The 18,230-nt window shown below is 62.5% G+C and carries 13 protein-coding genes; 5 read left to right on the forward strand and 8 right to left on the reverse strand.

All coding sequences use genetic code 11. The features are described from left to right. Positions 1 to 137 precede the first annotated feature (137 nt). The gene (locus ACFCU0_RS03145) at positions 138 to 581 is read left to right on the forward strand and encodes a DMT family transporter (RefSeq protein WP_434972209.1); all 444 of its coding nucleotides are present in this window, start codon (positions 138 to 140) and stop codon (positions 579 to 581) included. Positions 582 to 893: 312 nt separating this feature from the next. Here ACFCU0_RS03145 and nuoH read toward each other — a convergent pair whose 3' ends face one another. The 5 genes from nuoH to ACFCU0_RS03170 all read right to left on the reverse strand — a co-directional run bounded on the left by nuoH (position 894) and on the right by ACFCU0_RS03170 (position 6,140). Further along, positions 894 to 1,922 carry an NADH-quinone oxidoreductase subunit NuoH gene (gene nuoH / locus ACFCU0_RS03150; protein WP_434972210.1) on the reverse strand — a complete coding sequence of 343 codons (1,029 nt, stop codon included), beginning with the start codon at positions 1,920 to 1,922 and terminating at the stop codon, positions 894 to 896. 294 nt (positions 1,923 to 2,216) lie between these two features. Beyond that, on the reverse strand, positions 2,217 to 2,942 hold the full coding sequence (locus ACFCU0_RS03155) for a PqiC family protein (RefSeq protein ID WP_434972211.1): 726 nt from the start codon (positions 2,940 to 2,942) through the stop codon (positions 2,217 to 2,219). Positions 2,943 to 2,987: 45 nt separating this feature from the next. Continuing rightward, on the reverse strand, positions 2,988 to 4,025 hold the full coding sequence (locus tag ACFCU0_RS03160) for an MlaD family protein (protein ID WP_434972212.1): 1,038 nt from the start codon (positions 4,023 to 4,025) through the stop codon (positions 2,988 to 2,990). Between the two features lie 98 nt (positions 4,026 to 4,123). Then, positions 4,124 to 4,876 (reverse strand): ABC transporter ATP-binding protein, encoded by a 753-nt coding sequence (locus ACFCU0_RS03165; protein ID WP_434972213.1) that lies wholly within the window; start codon positions 4,874 to 4,876, stop codon positions 4,124 to 4,126. Positions 4,877 to 5,033: 157 nt separating this feature from the next. Then, complete coding sequence (locus ACFCU0_RS03170; protein WP_434972214.1) at positions 5,034 to 6,140, reverse strand: ABC transporter permease; 1,107 nt, start codon at positions 6,138 to 6,140, stop codon at positions 5,034 to 5,036. Positions 6,141 to 6,594: 454 nt separating this feature from the next. Between ACFCU0_RS03170 and ACFCU0_RS03175 the strand changes: the two genes are divergently transcribed. Together ACFCU0_RS03175 and ACFCU0_RS03180 are read left to right on the forward strand one after the other, a co-directional pair. After that, positions 6,595 to 9,378, forward strand: coding sequence for a S9 family peptidase (locus ACFCU0_RS03175; RefSeq protein ID WP_434972215.1), 2,784 nt, complete (start codon positions 6,595 to 6,597; stop codon positions 9,376 to 9,378). Between the two features lie 431 nt (positions 9,379 to 9,809). After that, positions 9,810 to 12,611, forward strand: coding sequence for a S9 family peptidase (locus ACFCU0_RS03180; RefSeq protein WP_434972216.1), 2,802 nt, complete (start codon positions 9,810 to 9,812; stop codon positions 12,609 to 12,611). 93 nt (positions 12,612 to 12,704) lie between these two features. Here ACFCU0_RS03180 and ACFCU0_RS03185 read toward each other — a convergent pair whose 3' ends face one another. Further along, positions 12,705 to 14,102, reverse strand: a complete 1,398-nt coding sequence (locus tag ACFCU0_RS03185) for an alpha/beta hydrolase (protein WP_434972217.1) — start codon at positions 14,100 to 14,102, stop codon at positions 12,705 to 12,707. Positions 14,103 to 14,456: 354 nt separating this feature from the next. Between ACFCU0_RS03185 and ACFCU0_RS03190 the strand changes: the two genes are divergently transcribed. Then, positions 14,457 to 16,163: a histidine kinase gene (locus ACFCU0_RS03190; protein ID WP_434972218.1), complete on the forward strand. Its 1,707-nt coding sequence runs from the start codon at positions 14,457 to 14,459 to the stop codon at positions 16,161 to 16,163. 45 nt (positions 16,164 to 16,208) lie between these two features. Continuing rightward, on the forward strand, positions 16,209 to 16,916 hold the full coding sequence (locus ACFCU0_RS03195) for a LytR/AlgR family response regulator transcription factor (RefSeq protein WP_434972219.1): 708 nt from the start codon (positions 16,209 to 16,211) through the stop codon (positions 16,914 to 16,916). Here the strand turns inward: ACFCU0_RS03195 and ACFCU0_RS03200 are convergent. Together ACFCU0_RS03200 and ACFCU0_RS03205 are read right to left on the reverse strand one after the other, a co-directional pair. Next, positions 16,906 to 17,694 (reverse strand): SDR family oxidoreductase, encoded by a 789-nt coding sequence (locus ACFCU0_RS03200; protein ID WP_434972220.1) that lies wholly within the window; start codon positions 17,692 to 17,694, stop codon positions 16,906 to 16,908. The two genes, ACFCU0_RS03195 and ACFCU0_RS03200, sit on opposite strands and share 11 nt — an antisense overlap. A gap of 114 nt (positions 17,695 to 17,808) precedes the next feature. Next, positions 17,809 to 18,230, reverse strand: a 422-nt coding sequence (locus tag ACFCU0_RS03205; RefSeq protein WP_434972221.1) for a S41 family peptidase, incomplete at its 5' end; no start/stop codon positions are given.

Genomic DNA, 18,230 nt, shown 5'->3' on the forward strand with positions numbered 1-18,230 from the left:
CGGGCTGCCGCAGTTTCGCGTCAGCCGGCGGCGCCTGTTCGGGCTCGCTCTCGTCGTGCTGGGCGTCATTCTCGTTGCGTACGGATGACCCTTCTCATTTAGTTTTCCTGCCAGGCTGCACCTGACCGACTGCCCTGATGGCCTTTTTCCTCGCTCTGCTTAACGGCGTCATCGGCTCCCTGAGTCGACTTGTGAACGCGTCGCTGGCTGTTTTCGCGGGAAGCCTGCGTGGCTCGCTGATCAACCACATCGTCGGCACCGTCGTGGCGGGCGGACTGCTCGCTGTCGGTCTGCGCACGGGCATTCTACAGCTTGGTGGACTCCCCTGGTACTACTGGGTTGGCGGCTGCATGGGCGTCTTCGTCGTTGCCGCCAGCAACTACGCCGTGCCGCGGATCGGTGCCGTCCTGCTCGGCATGCTCCTCCTCGCAGCGCAACTGATCACGTCCGCCGGCCTCGACCACTTCGGGCTCCTCGGCGGTTCCCCGATCGCGCTCTCCTGGACCCGCATCGCCGGCCTGGTCCTTGTCCTCACCGGTGCCGCCGTGACCATGACCGAACGCAGGCGCAGCAGGGAGTGAGGGGGAAGGGGAGAAAGGGGAGAGCGAGAAGGGGTGTGGGGTGTGAGGGATGGGTGGCCTCCCGACGTTTTCGGCCGATTCAGATGTCTGTAGCGCGTTGATCCGCTTCGATAGAATCCATTCGTCATTCGACCTTCGATATTCGCCGTTCGCTCTTCGCCGTTCGCCATTCGCCGTTCAGACCGTCCGTTCTTGGCGAACGCTGAACCCAAAGCGCTGAACCCAAAGCGCTGAACCCAAAGCAAAGCACCCCGGATCGCCGTCTGGCGTCGGGGTGCTTTTCATGTTGCTCGTCGAACGTCGCGGTTCGGTTTAGAAGTACGTCTGGAAGAAGATGACGCCAAGGGCGACGAGGATCGCGTTGGCGAGCGAAATCGGGAGGAGGTACTTCCAGCCGATCATCATGAGCTGGTTGTACTTGAATCGGGGGAACGTCCAGCGGACCCAGATGAAGAGGAAGACGAAGAAGCTCACCTTCAGCATCAGGGAGCCGAACTGGAGGAATGGGAACAGTACGGAGTCCGCGAGGCCCGGGGCGAGGGCCAGCAGCTGCGGCTGGAAGGGGATCAGGTAGCCGCCGAAGAAGAGCGTTACGATCATGAACGAGGCGATGAACCAGTTCACGTACTCGGCCAGGAAGAACATGCCGAATTTCATGCCGCTGTACTCCGTGTGGTAGCCGCCCACGAGTTCCTGCTCGGCTTCGGGCAGGTCGAACGGCGCACGGTTCGTTTCCGCGAAGGCGGTGACGATGAAGATGAGGCAGCCGATCGGGTTGCGAACCGCATTCCAGCCAAGAAGCGCCCCGCCGGAGGCCTGGTTTTCGACGATCTCCATCAGGTTGAGACTGCCCGCAACCAGCACCACGGAGATGACGGCCAGGCCCATCGAGAGCTCATATGAAACCATCTGCGCGGCCGACCGAAGTCCCCCGAGAAGCGAGTACTTGCTATTGGAGCTCCACCCGGCAAGCGTGATGCCGTAAACCGTGACCGACGTCAATGCCAGCAGCATCAGCACGCCCACGTTGAGATCGGCGACGACGACGCCTTCCGCGAAGGGGATGAGCGACGCGGTGCTCATCGCGATTACGACCATCAGAACCGGCGCGAGCGAATGGATAAACGTGTTGGCCGCTGCGGGCTGCACGTCTTCCTTCAGCACGAACTTGAGCACGTCGGCGAACGGTTGAAGGATTCCGAGCGGGCCGACGCGATTCGGGCCCGGGCGGTTCTGCATGAAGCCGGAGACGCGGCGCTCTGCGTACACGAGCACCGAGGCGCTCACGAGCATCGCATTGATAACGAGGAAGGCAAAGCCTGCCGTAAGAAGATATTCCATCGGGCGCGAAAAGGGGTTCGACGCGGTCAGCAAAGGTCGGAGGAGCGGCGCCGGCTACCGCAGCAGGCGCCAAACACCTCGGGGCAGTTCGCAACGTACGTGCATCGCAGCACGGGTGCAACCTCCGTGCCCGCTCCGGACCGCTGTCGGCGCGGCCTCCACCTGTTTTCGGAGAGACTTCACCGCGCCGGTCCTCTCCTCCATACGGTAGATTGCGTATGGCAAACAAGGTCTTTGAGCGGACAGAACAGGCGCCATCGTGCTTGGCTGCTCAGTCACCCCTTCGGTCGCCCTTTATCTTTGCAATGCGGAGAGCCCCTTAACGGCCTCCATCTGAGCGGCGAGGTCGGCGGCGACGACGGTGAGGGCAGCATCCAATCGTTCAACAAGGGCCGGGTACTCACCGACCGGCCACCCATCTTCCCGGTGATCGGTCTGCCCGCTGACCCAGACATCTTCCGTCTCCGGATCCACGAGCTCCCAGGCAATGGCCACACGCGCACTTCCCCGGATGGGAGCGTCGTCATCCCGGTTCTCCCGACGGGCAGCGGGCGGGGCCTCCCCCTCGAACCGCAGCACGCGCAGCTGCACCAGCACGTCATGCGGCGTCCGGTCGGGCCAGGGCACCCGGTCGACGCGCCGGATCTCCGGGCGCCGGGCCAGCGACTGCGCAATCGACCGGCTCACGGCATCGCCAAGGTCTTCGCCCCACCGGTGGAATTCAGAAAAGTGCATCGCATGCCGGCCGTACCGCGTCGTGATCGACGGCGTTTTGAGGTAGGCCGCCAGCCGGATTTTCCGGATCCCGACCACCAGCTGCAACGAATCCGGCAGCTGCGCCTGAAGATCCGCCCCCGGTTCCACCTCCACCGGCGTCATGGCGTCGCTCAGTACGTAATAATTGATGTTGCTCTGGCGCGGCTCCAGGTTCACGCACCCCACCAGAACGCTTAGCCCGAGTATCGCGATGAGCGTCCCTCGAACGGCACGATGCCACTGCATGTCAGACATCCGGTCCATGTCACATCCGTTGATTCACAAAAGTCAGCAAACGACACCCGGCCGTCACTGCACGGTTTCCTGCTCCTCCGGTTGTTCTTTTCCACGAATGAACATGCTCGGATCCCGCTCGAGCGAGATAGACAGAACGCGTAGGGCTTCTGCCGCTTCCGACAGGTTCGTGAGGGCGTCGTCCATCCGGTATCCGAGGCCGGAGTCCGTCGATAGCATCGCCCGCGTGTCGGACATCGTTTCTTGCAGCGCCTCCAGCGTTGCCACCATCTCCTTCGTCGTTGCCTGCAGGGATTCGGTCGTGGGGTCGACGGCCCGGTTCAGCGAGCGGGCGAGAGTCTGCACGTCGCGGAGGGTCGTGTCCAGGCGAGCGGCGATGCGGGGGACGTCGTCCAGGGCGCGTCGAATTTCGGGTGCGTTGGCAAGGTCGCGAACGGAGCCGACGGCGACAAGTACGGAGTCGTTGATTGCTGCCATGTCCAGTTCGTCGATCTTGGTGTTGGCTTTGACCAGCAGTTCGATCAGGTTCTCGTTGATCGTGTTGACGTCAAAACGCCGCAGGTTGGAAACGAGGCCCGAAGCTTCTTCGCCCAGCCGGCCCATGGGCGAAAGCACGGTCGGAATTTCGGGGTACCCTCGGTCATCGGCAACCAGAACGGGCGATTCCGGGCTTTCAACAAACGTGAGCTCGATGTACAGCTTTCCGGTCAGAAGGCTTTCCATCTGAAGCTGCGCCCGGAGGCCTTCCCCGATCTGGCGCCGGAGAACCCTCGGGTTCGCCAGGTTCACGGATTGCCCGGTCATGTTGGTCAGCGGCTGCAGGTCGATCTCGTACAGGACCGGCACCTGAAAGGTCTCTCCATCCAGGTCCAGCCGGACCTCAATCGCGGCGACCTGTCCGATGGGCACACCCTTGAATTTGACGGGCGCACCGACGTCGAGGCCGTTGACCGACTCGTCGAAGTAGCTGATAAACGTCGTCTCGCTTCGAAACATGGATCGCGAGGCGAACACGCCCACGCCGATAACGGCGATGACAAGCGCGCCGATCACGAACAGTCCGATGGTGGTGGGACTTGCTCGACGGCTCATAAGGTCTGGGGGTTGAGGTGCGGGGTGTGAGGAATGGGGGATGGAGCGATAGCGGATCCCGCAAAGGCGGATTACGATGCGCTTTTACGGGGGCAGGCTCACTCCGCCGTTCGAGTCAAAAAGCGGTGGACGCGTTCGTTCGGGGGGGCGTCGCGGAGGTCGTCCGGGGGGCCGAGGGCGGTCATGGTTCGGGTTTCGATGTCGAGATAGAGAGCGCGATCTCCGATGGTGAAAATGCTCGCGAGGTCGTGGCTGACGACGACGACGGTGGTGCCGAGGCTGTCGCGAAGCTGCAGGATCAGGTCGTCCAGGCGGCGGGCACTGACCGGGTCCAGTCCCGAGGAGGGTTCGTCGAAAAACAGGACGTCCGGGTCGAGGGCCAGGGCGCGAGCCAGGGCGGCGCGTTTGCGCATGCCGCCGCTGATTTCGTGCGGATAAAACGTTTCGAAGCCCCGGAGCCCGACGAGGGCGAGTTTCAGCGATGCCACCCGCTGGATATCGGTCTCGATCATATCCGTGTAGAGCTCCAGCGGCAACGCGATATTTTCCCCGAGGGTCATCGAACTCCAGAGCGCGCCCTGCTGGTACATCACGCCCATATGCCGGAGCATCGCCCGCTGGGTCTCACCATCCGCCGCCCAGTAGTCATCCCCCTGAAATCGCACCACGCCTTCCGAGGGTGCTTTCAACCCGATCGCGGTCTTCATCAGCGTGCTCTTCCCGCATCCGCTCCCGCCCATGATGATAAAGATCTCACCGGCCTCCACATCGAACGTGAGCTCGCGCATGACGACGAACGATCCGTACGCCAGCGTGACATCTCGAATCTCAAGAACCGGCTCCTGAGGCATCGGCGGGAGGGGAAAGGGTGAGGGGGAGAAGGGGTAAGGGGGGAGATCGGAGTAAGGGTGGCAACCTGCTACTGTCGGTCTGCGATGCACACTTCGACATTCGCCATTCCCCATTCGACATTCGAAATTCCCCATTCGCCCTTCGCCATTCTTCCGATTAGATGTCTAACAGAGCGGCCATCCAGTCGATGATGGCGTTGGCGAGAACGATGAGCGTGATGCCGGTGACGACGGCCGAGGTGGCGGCATCGCCGACCGCCGCAGCGTCGCTACCCGTTCGCATGCCGCGCAGGCAGCCGGTCAGCCCGACGATTGCGCCGTACACCGTGCCCTTAAAGACACCGAGGGCCGCGTCGGCAAGCGTCACCGGTGCGGTGAGGCCCGCGAAGAATTGTGGCGTCGTGACGTCCAGCATTTGCACGGCCACGACCCAACCGCCGAAGATCCCGACCAGGTCGGCGTAGATGGTCAGCAGGGGCAGCGCGATGAAGATGGCGGCCACGCGCGGAAGCACCAGTACGTCGATCGGGGAGAGGCCAAGCGTCTTGAGCGCGTCGATCTCCTCACTGATCTTCATGCTCCCGAGTTCGGCGGCAAAGGCCGCGCCGGTACGACCTGCCATGATGATGGCCGTCATCAGCGCACCCAGCTCCCGCAGCATACCGTAGCTGATGAGGTAGGACACGTAGTAGTCGGCACCGAAGCGGCGGAGAACGACTGCTCCGAGAAACGACAGGATCAGGCCGACGAGAAACGCTATCAGCGTGACGATGGCAAGCGCAGATGCTGAACTGTTCTGCAGGACCCACCAGAAGTCGCGCCACCGCATCTCGCTTCTTCCCGTGAGGACCCGGCCGGCACTGGCCGCCACCTCGCCCGTGAATTGAACGAAGTGCGTCGTGCCCGACCACAGATCAAGGGCGCCCTGCCCGATCGCTTCAACCCAGTTCTCCGGAGGCTTGTCGTGCTCGGCGTCGCGCTCCGGCACGGCCCGGGCCATGGTGAGGAGGCGTTGCACATCCTCCGGCAGGGCGTCAAGATCGAGCGTTCCCCCGTCCGCTTCGACCGTTTCCACGAGATCGAGCAGAAAGACGAGGAGACTCGTATCCCACTCCCCGAGCGACCGGGCGTCGACCGCGACAGCTCCGGATGCCTCGCCGTTGGACAGGATCGCATCGGCCTCCGGCACGGGTGTGCCAAGGCGCCAGTCACCATCAATGACCACCACCTGGATGTCCCCATCCTGCCGCGTCGCAACGTCCATTCTGCGTCGGTTTTCGTTCACACATGATTCCGGCAACAGCCCGGACACAGATACTACCGCTTTCCCCGCAGCCGTCGTGTCGTGAAATGGAGCGATGCCGTGTGGGGAAAAACAGGGGGCGGCTACCTCTCCGGTGCATCACCTCTCTGTCCCGCTCTGGTCCCGGGCATCGGACCGCCAACCCGTCGACCTGTGAAACCATGGAACAATCACTGCGTCCATTTCGACTGAACATCGACCTATTTTCGCCAGGTCATTTTCATGTTGCCAGTCCTTTCTGCAGCATTCTCCGTGCCGTCTCGATCGCGAGCCGTTTCCCGGTAACAGAGGTGCTTCCCGGTAACAATCACCTCGGCCCGCACGTGCAAAAACTGGCTTCTTGGCATCCCATGCTGCACCGCGCGGCAGTCAACTCATTGTCTCTGTTTCCCTTCACGACCTGTACTCTTCTCCCATGTCTCCGACGCTACGAATCTGCGCCGTATTGATGGCGGCGTGCCTGTTGTCCGGTCTCTGGGCGTCTCCCGCGCTTGCCCAGGAGGTCCCCGACGACGAGCTTCGCGCCGCCTCCGTTGAGTACGAAGGCGAGCTCCCCCCGCTTCTCGACCGTCAGGTCTTTTTCGGCGACCCGCAGCTGTCCGGCGCACAGATCTCCCCGAACGGCGACTTCCTCGCGTTTCGCCAGGAGTACAAGGGCGTTATGAACGTCTGGATGAAGGGCATTGACGAGCCGTTTGACGCTGCCGAGCCTGTCACAGCCGATACCACGCGACCCGTCCGCGGGTACTTCTGGTCCAATGACAGCCAGAACATCCTGTACACGCAGGATAAGGGCGGAGACGAGAACTTTCACGTCTACGCCGTGGATCTTGACGCCGAACGTACCGACATGGGCGTGCCCCCGGCCAGCGACCTGACGCCCGTTGACGGCATCCAGGCCCGCATCTACAGCGTCCCAGAAAGCCAGCCGGGCGTCGTGTACGTCGGCATGAATGATCGCGACAGGCAGTGGCACGACGTCTACCGGGTCGACATCGACACCGGCGAGCGCGAGCTCATCCGCGAGAACACGCAGCAGATCGCGGGCTGGACGTTCGACCTCGACGGCAACCTGCGCCTCGGGCAGCGCGTCGCGCAGGACGGATCAACCGAGATTCTCGACGTCAGCGAGGGCGCAGAGGGCGAGGTGGTGTACACCTGCACCGTGGAAGAGTCGTGCGGCGCCGTGCGGTTCCACAAGAACGGGGAGCAGGTCTACATGACCACCAACAAAGGCGACCGCGACCTCACCGAGTTGATTCTGTTCGACCCGGAGACGCAGGAGGAAACCGTGATTGAGGGCGACCCGGAAGGCGAGGTCGACTTCGGCGGCGCGGAGTTCCATGAATCCACCGATGAGCTGATCGCGACCTACTACGTCGGGGACCGCCTCCGCATCTACCCGAAAGATGACGCGTTTGCCAGCATCCTGGAGACACTGAAGCGTAAGCTCCCGGACGGCGAGATATACCTGAACACCTCCACGGAGGACTTCACTCGTCACATCGTCTCCGTAACGCGTGACGTAGACCCCGGCGTCGTTTTCTTGTTCAACAGCGAGACCGGCGATGTGGAGCAGTTGTACCGCTCTCGACCGGAGCTTCCGAGCGAGCACCTGGCGTCGATGGAACCGATTCGCTACGACGCCCGCGACGGCCTGGAGATTCCCGCGTACCTCACCACACCGAAGGGCGTTGAAGCCAACAATCTGCCGCTCGTCGTGGTCGTGCACGGCGGGCCCTGGTCGCGCGACCGCTGGGGCTACGACGCCTATGCGCAGTTTCTGGCCAACCGAGGCTATGCCGTCCTCCAGCCCAACTTCCGCGCCTCCACCGGTTACGGGAAGGCCTTCCTGAACGCCGGAAACGGCGAATGGGGCGACAAGATGCAGGATGACATCACGGACGGCGTACAGCACCTGATCGACCAGGGCATCGCTCACCCCGACCGCGTGGCGATCTTTGGCGGATCGTACGGCGGATACGCGACACTCGCCGGCCTGGCCTTTACGCCGGATGTGTACAGTGCCGGGATCTCATTCGTCGGCCCGTCCAATCTCATCACGCTGCTGGAGTCGATTCCACCGTACTGGGAGTCCGCGCGCCGCATCTTCAACACCCGGATGGGCGACCTTGACGACCCCGACGATGTGGAGCGCCTGAAGCGTCAGTCGCCGCTCTTTAGTGCCGATCAGATTGACGACGCCCTGCTCGTGGTGCAGGGCGCCAACGACCCGCGCGTGCCGCAGCGCGAGTCCGACCAGATCGTGGTCGCAGCCCGCGAAAACGACGCGCCCGTCGGGTACATCGTCGCGCCGGACGAGGGCCATGGGTTTGCCAAAGAAAACAACCGCCTCGCCTTCGCCGTGAAGATGGAAGCGTTCCTCGCCGAGCATGTCGGCGGTCGCTACCAGACCTCCATGCCCGATGCCATCGCGCAGCGCCTGGCGGAGATCACGGTCGACCCGGACACGGTTGCGATGCCAGAGGTCTCGGAAGAGGCGGAAGCCTCCAAGACGTCGGCGCTTCCGGCCACGGACGGCTCCGTGCTTCAGCCCGCGAACGTGACGTACGAAACGTCGCTCTCCTTGCAGGGCCGGACGATCAACCTGACCACCAACCGCTCGATCGCCACGGCGATGCATGACGGCGAGGAAGTTTGGCAGGTCGTGGATGAGGTCAATTCGCCGATGATCAACGCGACGGACTCGCTCATGCTGGACCGTGAGACGCTGCGCTCCATCGCGCGAACAGCAACGGGACAAGGGACGATCCGGCTGTCCTACGCCGATGACGCGGTGACCGGCACGATGAAGATGGGGTCGCAGTCAATGGACATCGACAAGGAACTGGAGGCGCCGGTACTCGCCGGTGGATCCGGCCTTGAGATGACGCTCGCGACGCTCCCGTTGGGTGAAGGCTACACGACAACGGTGCGTTTCTTTAACTACCAGCAGCAGAGTGTTCGCCGGATGAAGGTCGCCGTGACCGGCACCTCGACAGTGGAGGTCGGTGCAGGTTCGTTCGACACGATGACGGTGGAGCTGACCTCCCTCGACGGCAACGACGCGGGGACGGGCACCTACCACGTCATGAGCGACGCGCCGCACCATGTGGTGAAAGCAGAGCAGAAGCTCGGCGCCCAGATGGGCGGCGGCACGGCAACCGTCCAGCTCACCTCCCTTAACGGCGCGAAGTAGCGTGTGTGCAGCACCGATGCGAAAGAGGCGGACGGAGCCTCGCCGACCGGGTCGTTTCCCGGTTGTGCCAGTAACCGACGAAACGCCCGGCTTCCCACAATGGGGGTCGGGCGTTCGGCGGTGTACCCGGCTCCGCCGCTTAGCGTGCAGCCCTCCAGATTCCATTTCGGATAGAAACCTTGCGTGAAGCCGGGGTTAAACCTCTTGTGTTCTCGATCCATGTACTGTAACAACGATCTTTTGCTGAACGTGCATTTCCTGGATCCTGCCAGGATTATCGCCGGAACGCCTCCAACGGATTCTCGTCTCCCTGTGCTCAACGCATCAGCGTGTTGCGTCTGCAGGTCCCTAAGATGATCTGTCTCCGAGAGCATTTCACGTGGCCGGCTCCGGCGTATCTCGATACCTCCCTTACGTTACCTTTATTGACCATGTCTACGACGCTACGAATCTGCGCCGTACTGATGTTGGCGTGCCTCTCGTTCAGCCTCTGGGCGCCGCCTGCGCTTGCCCAGGAGGTCCCGGACGACGAGATTCGCGCCGCTTCCGTTGAGTTCGACGGCGAGCTTCCGCCCCTCTTCGACCGTCAGATGTTCTTCGGCGATCCGCAGTACAGCGGCTCGCAGCTCTCCCCGAACGGCGAGATGATCGCCTTCCGCCAGCCGTATAAGGACGTGATGAACGTCTGGGTGAAAGGCATCGACGAACCGTTCAGCGAGGCCGAGCCCGTGACGGCCGACACCACCCGTCCGGTTAGCGGCTATTTCTGGACGCACGACAGCGAACGGATCCTGTACGTCCAGGATAAGGGCGGCAACGAGAACTTCCATGTTTACGCCGTCGACCTGGACGCGGAGCGCACGGAGATGGGCGTCCCGCCGGCCCGCAACCTGACGCCGTACGAGGGAGCACGCGCGTCCATCGCCAACGTCCCCGAGGAGCAGCCGAATGTCATTTACGTCGGGCTCAATGACCGGAGTCCGCAGAACTTTGACCTTTACAAGATCGAGATCGACTCCGGCGACCGCGAGCTCATCTTCAAGAACGACGAGGGCATCGGTAGCTACACGTTTGACCTGAAGGGCAACCTGCGCCTGGTGTCGAAGCAGACCTCGACCGGCGGCACGGAGATCCTTCGCGTAGACGGCGACTCGCTCACCTCCGTCTACGAGTGCTCGGTGGAAGAGTCGTGCGGCGTCATCCGGTTCCACCCGGACGGCGAGCGCGTATACATGTCCACAAACAAGGGCCCGGAGGTGGACCTGCAGCAGCTGATCCTGTTCAACCCGGACACGGGCGAATCGGAGGTCGTTGAGTCCGACCCGGAAGGCAATGTTGACTTCGGTGGCGCGGAATTCTCCCCGGTCACCGACGAGCTGATCGCGACCTACTACGTCGGCGAACGGGTTCGCATCTACCCGAAGACGGAGCAGTTTGCCGGCGACCTGGAGTTTCTCCGGGGCGAACTTCCCGAGGGCGACATCTCTTTCCAGGGTTCTACGGAGGACGGACGTCTGTGGAAGGTGGTCTCCAGCAGCGACGTGAATCCGGGCATCGTGTACCTCTTCGACCGGGAGGCGCAGAGCATCGACAAGCTCTACGAGACGCGTCCGGAGATTCCGAACGACCACATGGCGGAAATGCAGCCGATCACGTACGAGGCACGGGACGGCCTGGAGATTCCAGCCTACCTGACGGTGCCGAAGGGCGTGGAGGCGGAGAGTCTGCCGACCGTCATCTACGTGCACGGCGGCCCGTGGGCTCGTGACACGTGGGGTTACAGCCCGTACGTCCAGTTTCTCGCCAACCGCGGCTACGCCGTGCTGCAGCCGAACTTCCGCAGCTCCACCGGCTACGGCCAGGATTTTCTGAACGCCGGAAACCGCACCTGGGGCCGTGGCGCGATGCAGCATGACATCACCGACGGCGTGCAGTACCTGATCGATCAGGGCATCGCCGATCCGGATCGCGTCGCCATCTTCGGCGGCTCGTACGGCGGCTACGCGACACTCGCGGGCGTCACGTTCACGCCGGATCTGTACGCGGCGGCCGTGCCGTACGTCGCTCCGTCCAACCTGATCACGCTGATCGAGTCGTTCCCGGCGTACTGGCGCCCGTTCCTCGAAGGGACATGGTACAAGCGCGTTGGCGATCCGGAGGTCCCGGAAGAGCGCGAGGACCTCAAAGAGCGCTCGCCGCTGTTCTACGCGGATCAGATTACCGCACCGCTCCTCGTCGTACACGGGGCGAACGACCCCCGCGTGAAGCAGCAGGAGTCGGATCAGATCGTGGCGACACTCCGCGATCAGGGCCACCCGGTCGAGTACATCGTCGCACCGGATGAGGGCCACGGCTTCCGCAACGAGGACAACAACCTCGCGCTGGCCGCCAAAATGGAAGCGTTCCTCGCCGAGCACGTGGGGGGACGCTACCAGACGTCGACCACGGACGACATCGACCAGCGCCTTGCGGAAATCACCGTCGACCCGAGCACAGTGGAGATGCCGGAAACGTCCGACGAGGCGGAAGCCTCGAAGACATCCGCTCTCCCGGACGCGGACGGCTCCGTGATCCAGCCGACGACGGTCGAGTACACGACGTCGCTTTCGATTCAGGGCCGGTCACTCGAACTGACGACCACCCGGACGATCGCAGAGGCGATGCACGAGGATCAGTCCGCATGGCGTATCGTGGACGACATCTCGTCGCCCATGATGAACGCGTCGGACACGCTGATCGTGGACCGCGCGACACTCCGCCCCCTTGCCCGCCACGTGAAGGGGCAGGGCACGGTGCAGCTGTCGTACAGTGATGACGCCATCACGGGCCAGATGCAGGCGATGGGCCAGTCGATGGACATCGACAAGTCGCTCGAAGCCCCGGTACTGGCGAGCGGCTCCGGTATGGAGCTCGCGATGGCCGGCCTGCCGCTGGAAGAAGGCTACGAGACGACGCTCCGCACCTTCAACTACCAGCAGCAGAACGTCCGCCGCGTGAAGCTGGCCGTCACAGGCAGCGGCACCTTGGACGTAGGCGCGGGCTCGTTCGAAACGCTGACGGTTGAAGTCACCGCCCTCGACGGCAACGACGCCGGGACCGGCACCTACCACGTGATGGCCGACGCGCCGCACCACGTCGTGAAGGCCGACGTCAACCTCGGCGCCGCGATGGGTGGCGGGACGGCGACCGTCGAGCTGACGGCGACCGGGACGACCACCTCGGAATCCCGATAGACGCATCGATCGAGTCCAACTCGAGACTGAACACGAAACGCCCGGTGCCCACTGTGGGGCCGGGCGTTTCGTATTTCAGTTATCGTCCGTCCGTCAATCGTCTTCGATGAGAAAAGACGGGCTGGGCGCGATCAACGTGTCGGACTGAACGGGTCCACCGTCGAGAAACGCGGCGGTGCGAGGGACAACCTCAGAATGAGCGAAGAACAGGTTGTGTCCAGCATTCACGATCGTGAGAACCGCACATTGGTCCAGCGTCGCGGCCACCTCGGCATGCGCCTCGGGGAATGTCCGACCATCGAGCGTCCCGGACAGGATGAGTGTCGGGTGACTCGACGCCAGGCGGTACCGGAACGCTGGACCGAGGTCGATGCCAGGAATCGCCCCTACAAGGTGCGGCATCGGGAAGTTGAGCGCGTCTCCTACGATCGCCGTTCTCGCTTCGGCCTGAACCGCTTCGCGTCGCTCTTCCGACACGCCAGAAGCAAGATCCATGGCCTCTGCCATTCCCGAGAGCAAGACATTCGGGCGAGCGCTGTACTGTAGAAGACGGGCAAACCCACTGTAATCGCCGTTTTCTGCTCGCCGGTATACGTCCAGCATATATCGAGCATTTCCCGGATCGCCCATCATGTAGCCGGTCATGAGCTGAGCTTCGAACCGACCAAGCGTCCGAACAAAGCTCCCCCCATTTCTCTGCTGCACCTCAAGCCGTGGCGGGTCCGCTTCGATCGAATCCAGTACCGACCGCATCATCTGTCGAATGTCCGGATACACCTCTCGGGCGGTCGAGTCCCGGTCGATCGCTGATTGAAATCGTCCAAGAAATCGCTCATGGAAAACTGGGCGTTTGACCGTTTGACCCAGGCCCTCCGGACTCGCCAGCACCATCCGACCTACGCTGCCGGGAAACGATTTCGCCGTGGCCAGGGCGAGATGCGTGCCGTAGCTAATCCCGAGCAGGTGGACGTGCTCTGCACCGATTGCCTGTCGCACAGCCTCGACATCCATGGCACTCTCAGCGGTTGTATACCCGCGAATGTCGACTTCCTGGTCTTCCCAGTATGCAAGGCAAACCTTCATCGCCTCCCGGTACAGCCGCGTCATGTGCTCGCGCGTCGTAGCCGAGTCCGGCGGTATGCCGATACGGGGATCACAGCCCGGCACGGAGTCCGAACGGCCCGTTCCACGCTGATCAAGAAGAATGACATCGGAACCGGCTCGGAGCCGATCGAACAGGTCCCATCGAGGCCCGCGCGCGGCAGCGATACCGGAGCCACCCGGTCCACCAGCGAGATACACGATGGGGGCCGACGGCGACGCGGCTCGACTCGGAAGGCGGAGAAACGTGATCGGAATCTCTCGCGACGACGAATCCGATCGATTCTCCGGAACGAGAAGGGTCCACTGCTCCACAACGACAACCGAATCGCGGTCGAGCGTGAGCGTCGTATCAACGACGCTCTGAGAATAGGCGGCGTTCGAAGACATGGCGCACATCGTGACCCATAACACGGCAGCGAGTGCAGCATGAGGAGCAAGAAAGCGACAGAGGCGAGAAAGCAGAACAGGACGGTGATCGAACAGAAGCATACAGGCGAGACGGCCAAGTAGAGAAACGCTGGATCGGATATCGGTCGACCCAGGATGGGGATCTGCTTTTCCACACGTAGACCGGTCGATAAGGATGCCGGCCATTCCGCGAACATCTCGCTCGATGCATGAACGTCTCATACCGGTCTCGTTCGCTTTGTATTCTGAGGTGTTCTCGCATCTCAATCCGCGCCTGTGCGACGTATGCCGCTTCCCGTCCGGCCACTTTCTCTGATTACGGCCTGTTTCCTCATGATGGTGTACCCATCGCTGGTATGGGCTGAGTCGCACGAGCCAATTAGCATCCATGAGGCGCGTGTACGTATGGGCGACGCCACCGGCGCAGAGCGTCCACACTTTGACGATGCGGACTGGCCCGAGCGCCTGCTGTACAGAGCACCGGACTCACGTGGCATCTACTGGATTCGCACCCGCATCCGCATCTCCCCTGATGCCGTTCACCACCGACCCGCGGGCGTTCTGCTTTCCGCTCTGGCTTCCGCAGAGATGTTCTGGGATGGAGTGCGGATTGGACGGAAAGGTCAGGTCGGTGCCGCAGCCGAAGACGAACAACCTGGCCCCCTTCGATCGACCGTACACATTCCGGATTCGCTCTACACGCCCGGTGAGCACGTGCTGGCAATACGTCTTTCCAACCACCATATGCCGCTCGACTTCGAATACTCGCTGTACGGTCTCATCGTCGGCCCGCTGGCCGCATTCGAACGGACTCCGATCGATTATTTCCCGCTTCTCTTTGTCGGCGGCTTCCTTTTCATCGTCGTCTACGCAGGCCTGCTGTTTGTCTTAGACCCGACTCGCCGATCCCTGGGCATCCTCGCCCTGTTCTGCCTGATCATTTCGTTCGTCATCGGGACGGAGAGTCTGCGCGTCCTCTACAACTACACCTACGACTGGCACGCGCTGCGCATTCACGCGATCACCGGTCTGACAGCAGCGATGGGGCTCCTCCTTGTCGCGTTCGTGGTCATTCACTTTGACGTACCCGGGAAGAAACGATGGCTTGCGATCGTGGCAGCAATCACCGTCGCCACCATTACGCTCGTTGCCTCATCGGACGGGGCCGTCTACGGCATGTATTTCGTCATGACGTGCGCAGCGCTCATAGCAACAATTTGGGCGGTTCATGCAGGGCGAACCGGAGCTAAACTGGCCTGCGGCGGACTTGCACTGTGCCTGGTCGCTCTGTTATCCACCGGCACCGGATTCTCGTCAGGATACTTTTCGCCCGCCTTCTCCGTATTTGTCGTCGGTCTCCTCGGGACACTCGCCGCCCGCCACCATCGCGAGGAAACTCGGCGGCGGAAGGCCGAACTCCGCCAATCACAGCTAGAAACGGAGTTGCTCAAGCGGCACATTCAGCCGCACTTCCTGATGAACACCCTGACAGCAGCGATGGAATGGATCGAAGCCCAGCCGGACAAGGGAGTCGACTTTCTGCATTCTGTCGCCCACCTGCTGAATAGGCTACATGCAATCTCCGGCAGCCGCCTGATTCGCGTTGAGGAAGAGTTGCGGGTATGCCAGGCATACGTAGAGGTGATGGGCTTTCGCACAGACACGGACTGTCGCATCGATACGACGGGCGTGAACAAGGACGCGTTGATCCCTCCAGCCGTTTTCCATACCATCGTGGAGAATAGCTTTACCCACAACAGCTACGCTTCCGGATGCAATATCGGCTTCACCCTTCGGGAGACCGTAACCGCCGGTCGTCGATCCTATCACTGGACATCGCCCGGTGGAACCGAAGACATTCACCGGCAGAAGCACGCCCGCGATGGAACGGGGCTTCGCTACATCCGGGCACGCCTGGATGATGTTGCCCCCGGACGGTGGGAGCTCCACTCCAAACCGTGCACCTCGTCGAGCGCGCCAAACGCCGACTGGTGCACGATCATCGTTCTCCCTGTGGATCTCGCCCAGACGGAGATCTGATCGCTCCAACTGACCGGCTTCAGACTGACGCCTGACACATCGACCATGCGAATCCTGATCGTCGAAGACGAAGCCATCATCGCACGCCGCCTACGACGCCTCGTACGGGAAAGCTGCCCCAGGCCGATAGAGTCCATCGACGCCGTCCAGTCCATCGGACAGGCCAGACCGATTCTGGAAGCGAAAGCCGTTGATGTGCTATTTCTCGACCTGAATCTACGTGGCGACGACGGCTTCGACATTCTCGAAGAAACGGCCGCCGAACCGTATCACACCGTGGTAGTTTCGGCATACACGGACCGAGCGATCGAAGCCTTTGACCTGGGCGTCTTTGATTTCGTTGGCAAACCCTTCGACTGCAAGCGCCTGAAAAAAACGTTCACGCGTATGTTTGATGCCACGCGGCGGCATCATTCCGGACTGGAGTCCCTCGTTCTCCACAAACAGGGGCGCCTCGTTCGCATCCCCGTGGCCGACGTTAAGCGGGTGGAAGCAGCCGGATCGTATGCCAGACTCGTGCTGGACGACGGACGAAACGAACTGCACGGGAAGTCGCTCACGCGGTTACTGGATCTGCTACCACCGACCTTCTTCCGAATCCACCGTTCGCACATCGTGCGACTGGACACCATCCGCAGCGTCAGGTCCAGAGAAGGGAGCCGGTACGACGTTCTCCTGGAAACGGGTGAAGTCTTGCCCGTCGGACGAACCCGCATCGACGACCTGCGCACCGCTCTTGAGCCTACCGGCTGAAGTTGGCGAGGACGGGGTGCATGACGCGGGGGAAATGGCGGCAGAGAAAGCCCATCACCTTGCCGTGTCCGGTGAAGACGTATTCCCGCTTCCGCTTCTCGATCGCATCGGCCATGACCCGGGCGGCTTTGTCCGTCGGCCACATGAGCGCTGCGTTCCGCGGGTCCCGGCGGTCTGGGTCCGGGGTGTTCGTGTTATCGACGCGGGCGATGTCGCTTTCGACGAGGCCCGGGTGGATCGTCGTGCAGGTCACGGCCTCGTCCTTCAACTCCATCGAGAGCGCCTCCCCGATCGAGCGAACCGCTGCTTTCGAAGCGGAATACGCGCCGGTGTTGGGCAGCGTCACCATCGACGCCACGCTTCCGATCAAGACGATGCGGCCGTCGGTCTTGCGAAGCTCCGGAAGGGCACAGCGCGCCGTCTGTGCGAGACCGACCACGTTGACATCTAGCTGTCGTCGCCAAGTCTCCGCATCCAGCTCTTCGATCGTGCCGATCGCCCCGAACCCGGCATTGGCGACCGCAACGTCGAGCCGCCCGAAGTGGTCGACGACCTGTTTGACCGCGGCCTCCAGTTGCGCCTCCTCCGTCACATCGCACGGCACGACCAGAGCCTTCTGCCCGAGCGCCCGCACCTCCCCGGCCACGGCGCGCAACTGCTCTTCCCGCCGTGCGGAGAGCGCGACGTCTGCACCGCGACGCGCGCATTCCAGCGCCAGCGCCCGTCCAATCCCCGAAGAAGCTCCCGTGATCCAGACGACGTGTCCATTGAAAGGCATCAGGTTGTGAGTCCCTCGTTGTTCGTAGTGGATTGGCTCCGTTCCACGTACGACGGACTACTTTCGGTCCCTTTCTCCCTTCCCCCGTTCCCCCTTTCCCAAAGCCCTCGCCCTTTATCTCTTAGACACGAGGCGCACGGCCGTTGCCATTGCGACATCCGTTGTGCCGACGTGCATGTCCGGGACCGGGACGTCCGGGATGACGCCGCGTCCGTCCTGGCGCTCGTTTAAGCGGGTGTACTCGGCAATGGACGCCATGGCGCGGAAGCCGCTGTTGGGCAGCCGGAAGGGGTAGGCTTCTCCGAATCCGCTCGGGCGGCCTCCGGTCTCGCTGCCGACAATCGTCGCGATGCCGTAGTACTGCGCGACATCGGCCAGCTTTACCGCAGCTGAGAACGTGCGGGGTCCCACGAGAATAGCGATCGGGCCGCTGAACCGAAACCGGGTGTCGGGAAGCGGCATCGGGTCGTATTCGATATCGATCACCTTCCCGGAACGGGCCCGCTGGTACGCGGCTGGTCCGAGATCACGGGCTT

It is taken from the genome of Longibacter sp., from assembly GCF_051155795.1.
GTDB lineage: Bacteria > Bacteroidota > Rhodothermia > Rhodothermales > Salinibacteraceae > Longibacter.

What these genes read in the sequence shown, in the direction of transcription:
- ACFCU0_RS03145 (WP_434972209.1), top strand. Translation starts at nt 138, where the DNA reads ATGGCCTTTTTCCTCGCTCTGCTTAACGGCGTCATCGGCTCCCTGAGT.
- nuoH (WP_434972210.1), bottom strand. Translation starts at nt 1,922, where the DNA reads ATGGAATATCTTCTTACGGCAGGCTTTGCCTTCCTCGTTATCAATGCG.
- ACFCU0_RS03155 (WP_434972211.1), bottom strand. Translation starts at nt 2,942, where the DNA reads ATGGACCGGATGTCTGACATGCAGTGGCATCGTGCCGTTCGAGGGACG.
- ACFCU0_RS03160 (WP_434972212.1), bottom strand. Translation starts at nt 4,025, where the DNA reads ATGAGCCGTCGAGCAAGTCCCACCACCATCGGACTGTTCGTGATCGGC.
- ACFCU0_RS03165 (WP_434972213.1), bottom strand. Translation starts at nt 4,876, where the DNA reads ATGCCTCAGGAGCCGGTTCTTGAGATTCGAGATGTCACGCTGGCGTAC.
- ACFCU0_RS03170 (WP_434972214.1), bottom strand. Translation starts at nt 6,140, where the DNA reads ATGGACGTTGCGACGCGGCAGGATGGGGACATCCAGGTGGTGGTCATT.
- ACFCU0_RS03175 (WP_434972215.1), top strand. Translation starts at nt 6,595, where the DNA reads ATGTCTCCGACGCTACGAATCTGCGCCGTATTGATGGCGGCGTGCCTG.
- ACFCU0_RS03180 (WP_434972216.1), top strand. Translation starts at nt 9,810, where the DNA reads ATGTCTACGACGCTACGAATCTGCGCCGTACTGATGTTGGCGTGCCTC.
- ACFCU0_RS03185 (WP_434972217.1), bottom strand. Translation starts at nt 14,102, where the DNA reads ATGTCTTCGAACGCCGCCTATTCTCAGAGCGTCGTTGATACGACGCTC.
- ACFCU0_RS03190 (WP_434972218.1), top strand. Translation starts at nt 14,457, where the DNA reads ATGATGGTGTACCCATCGCTGGTATGGGCTGAGTCGCACGAGCCAATT.
- ACFCU0_RS03195 (WP_434972219.1), top strand. Translation starts at nt 16,209, where the DNA reads ATGCGAATCCTGATCGTCGAAGACGAAGCCATCATCGCACGCCGCCTA.
- ACFCU0_RS03200 (WP_434972220.1), bottom strand. Translation starts at nt 17,694, where the DNA reads ATGCCTTTCAATGGACACGTCGTCTGGATCACGGGAGCTTCTTCGGGG.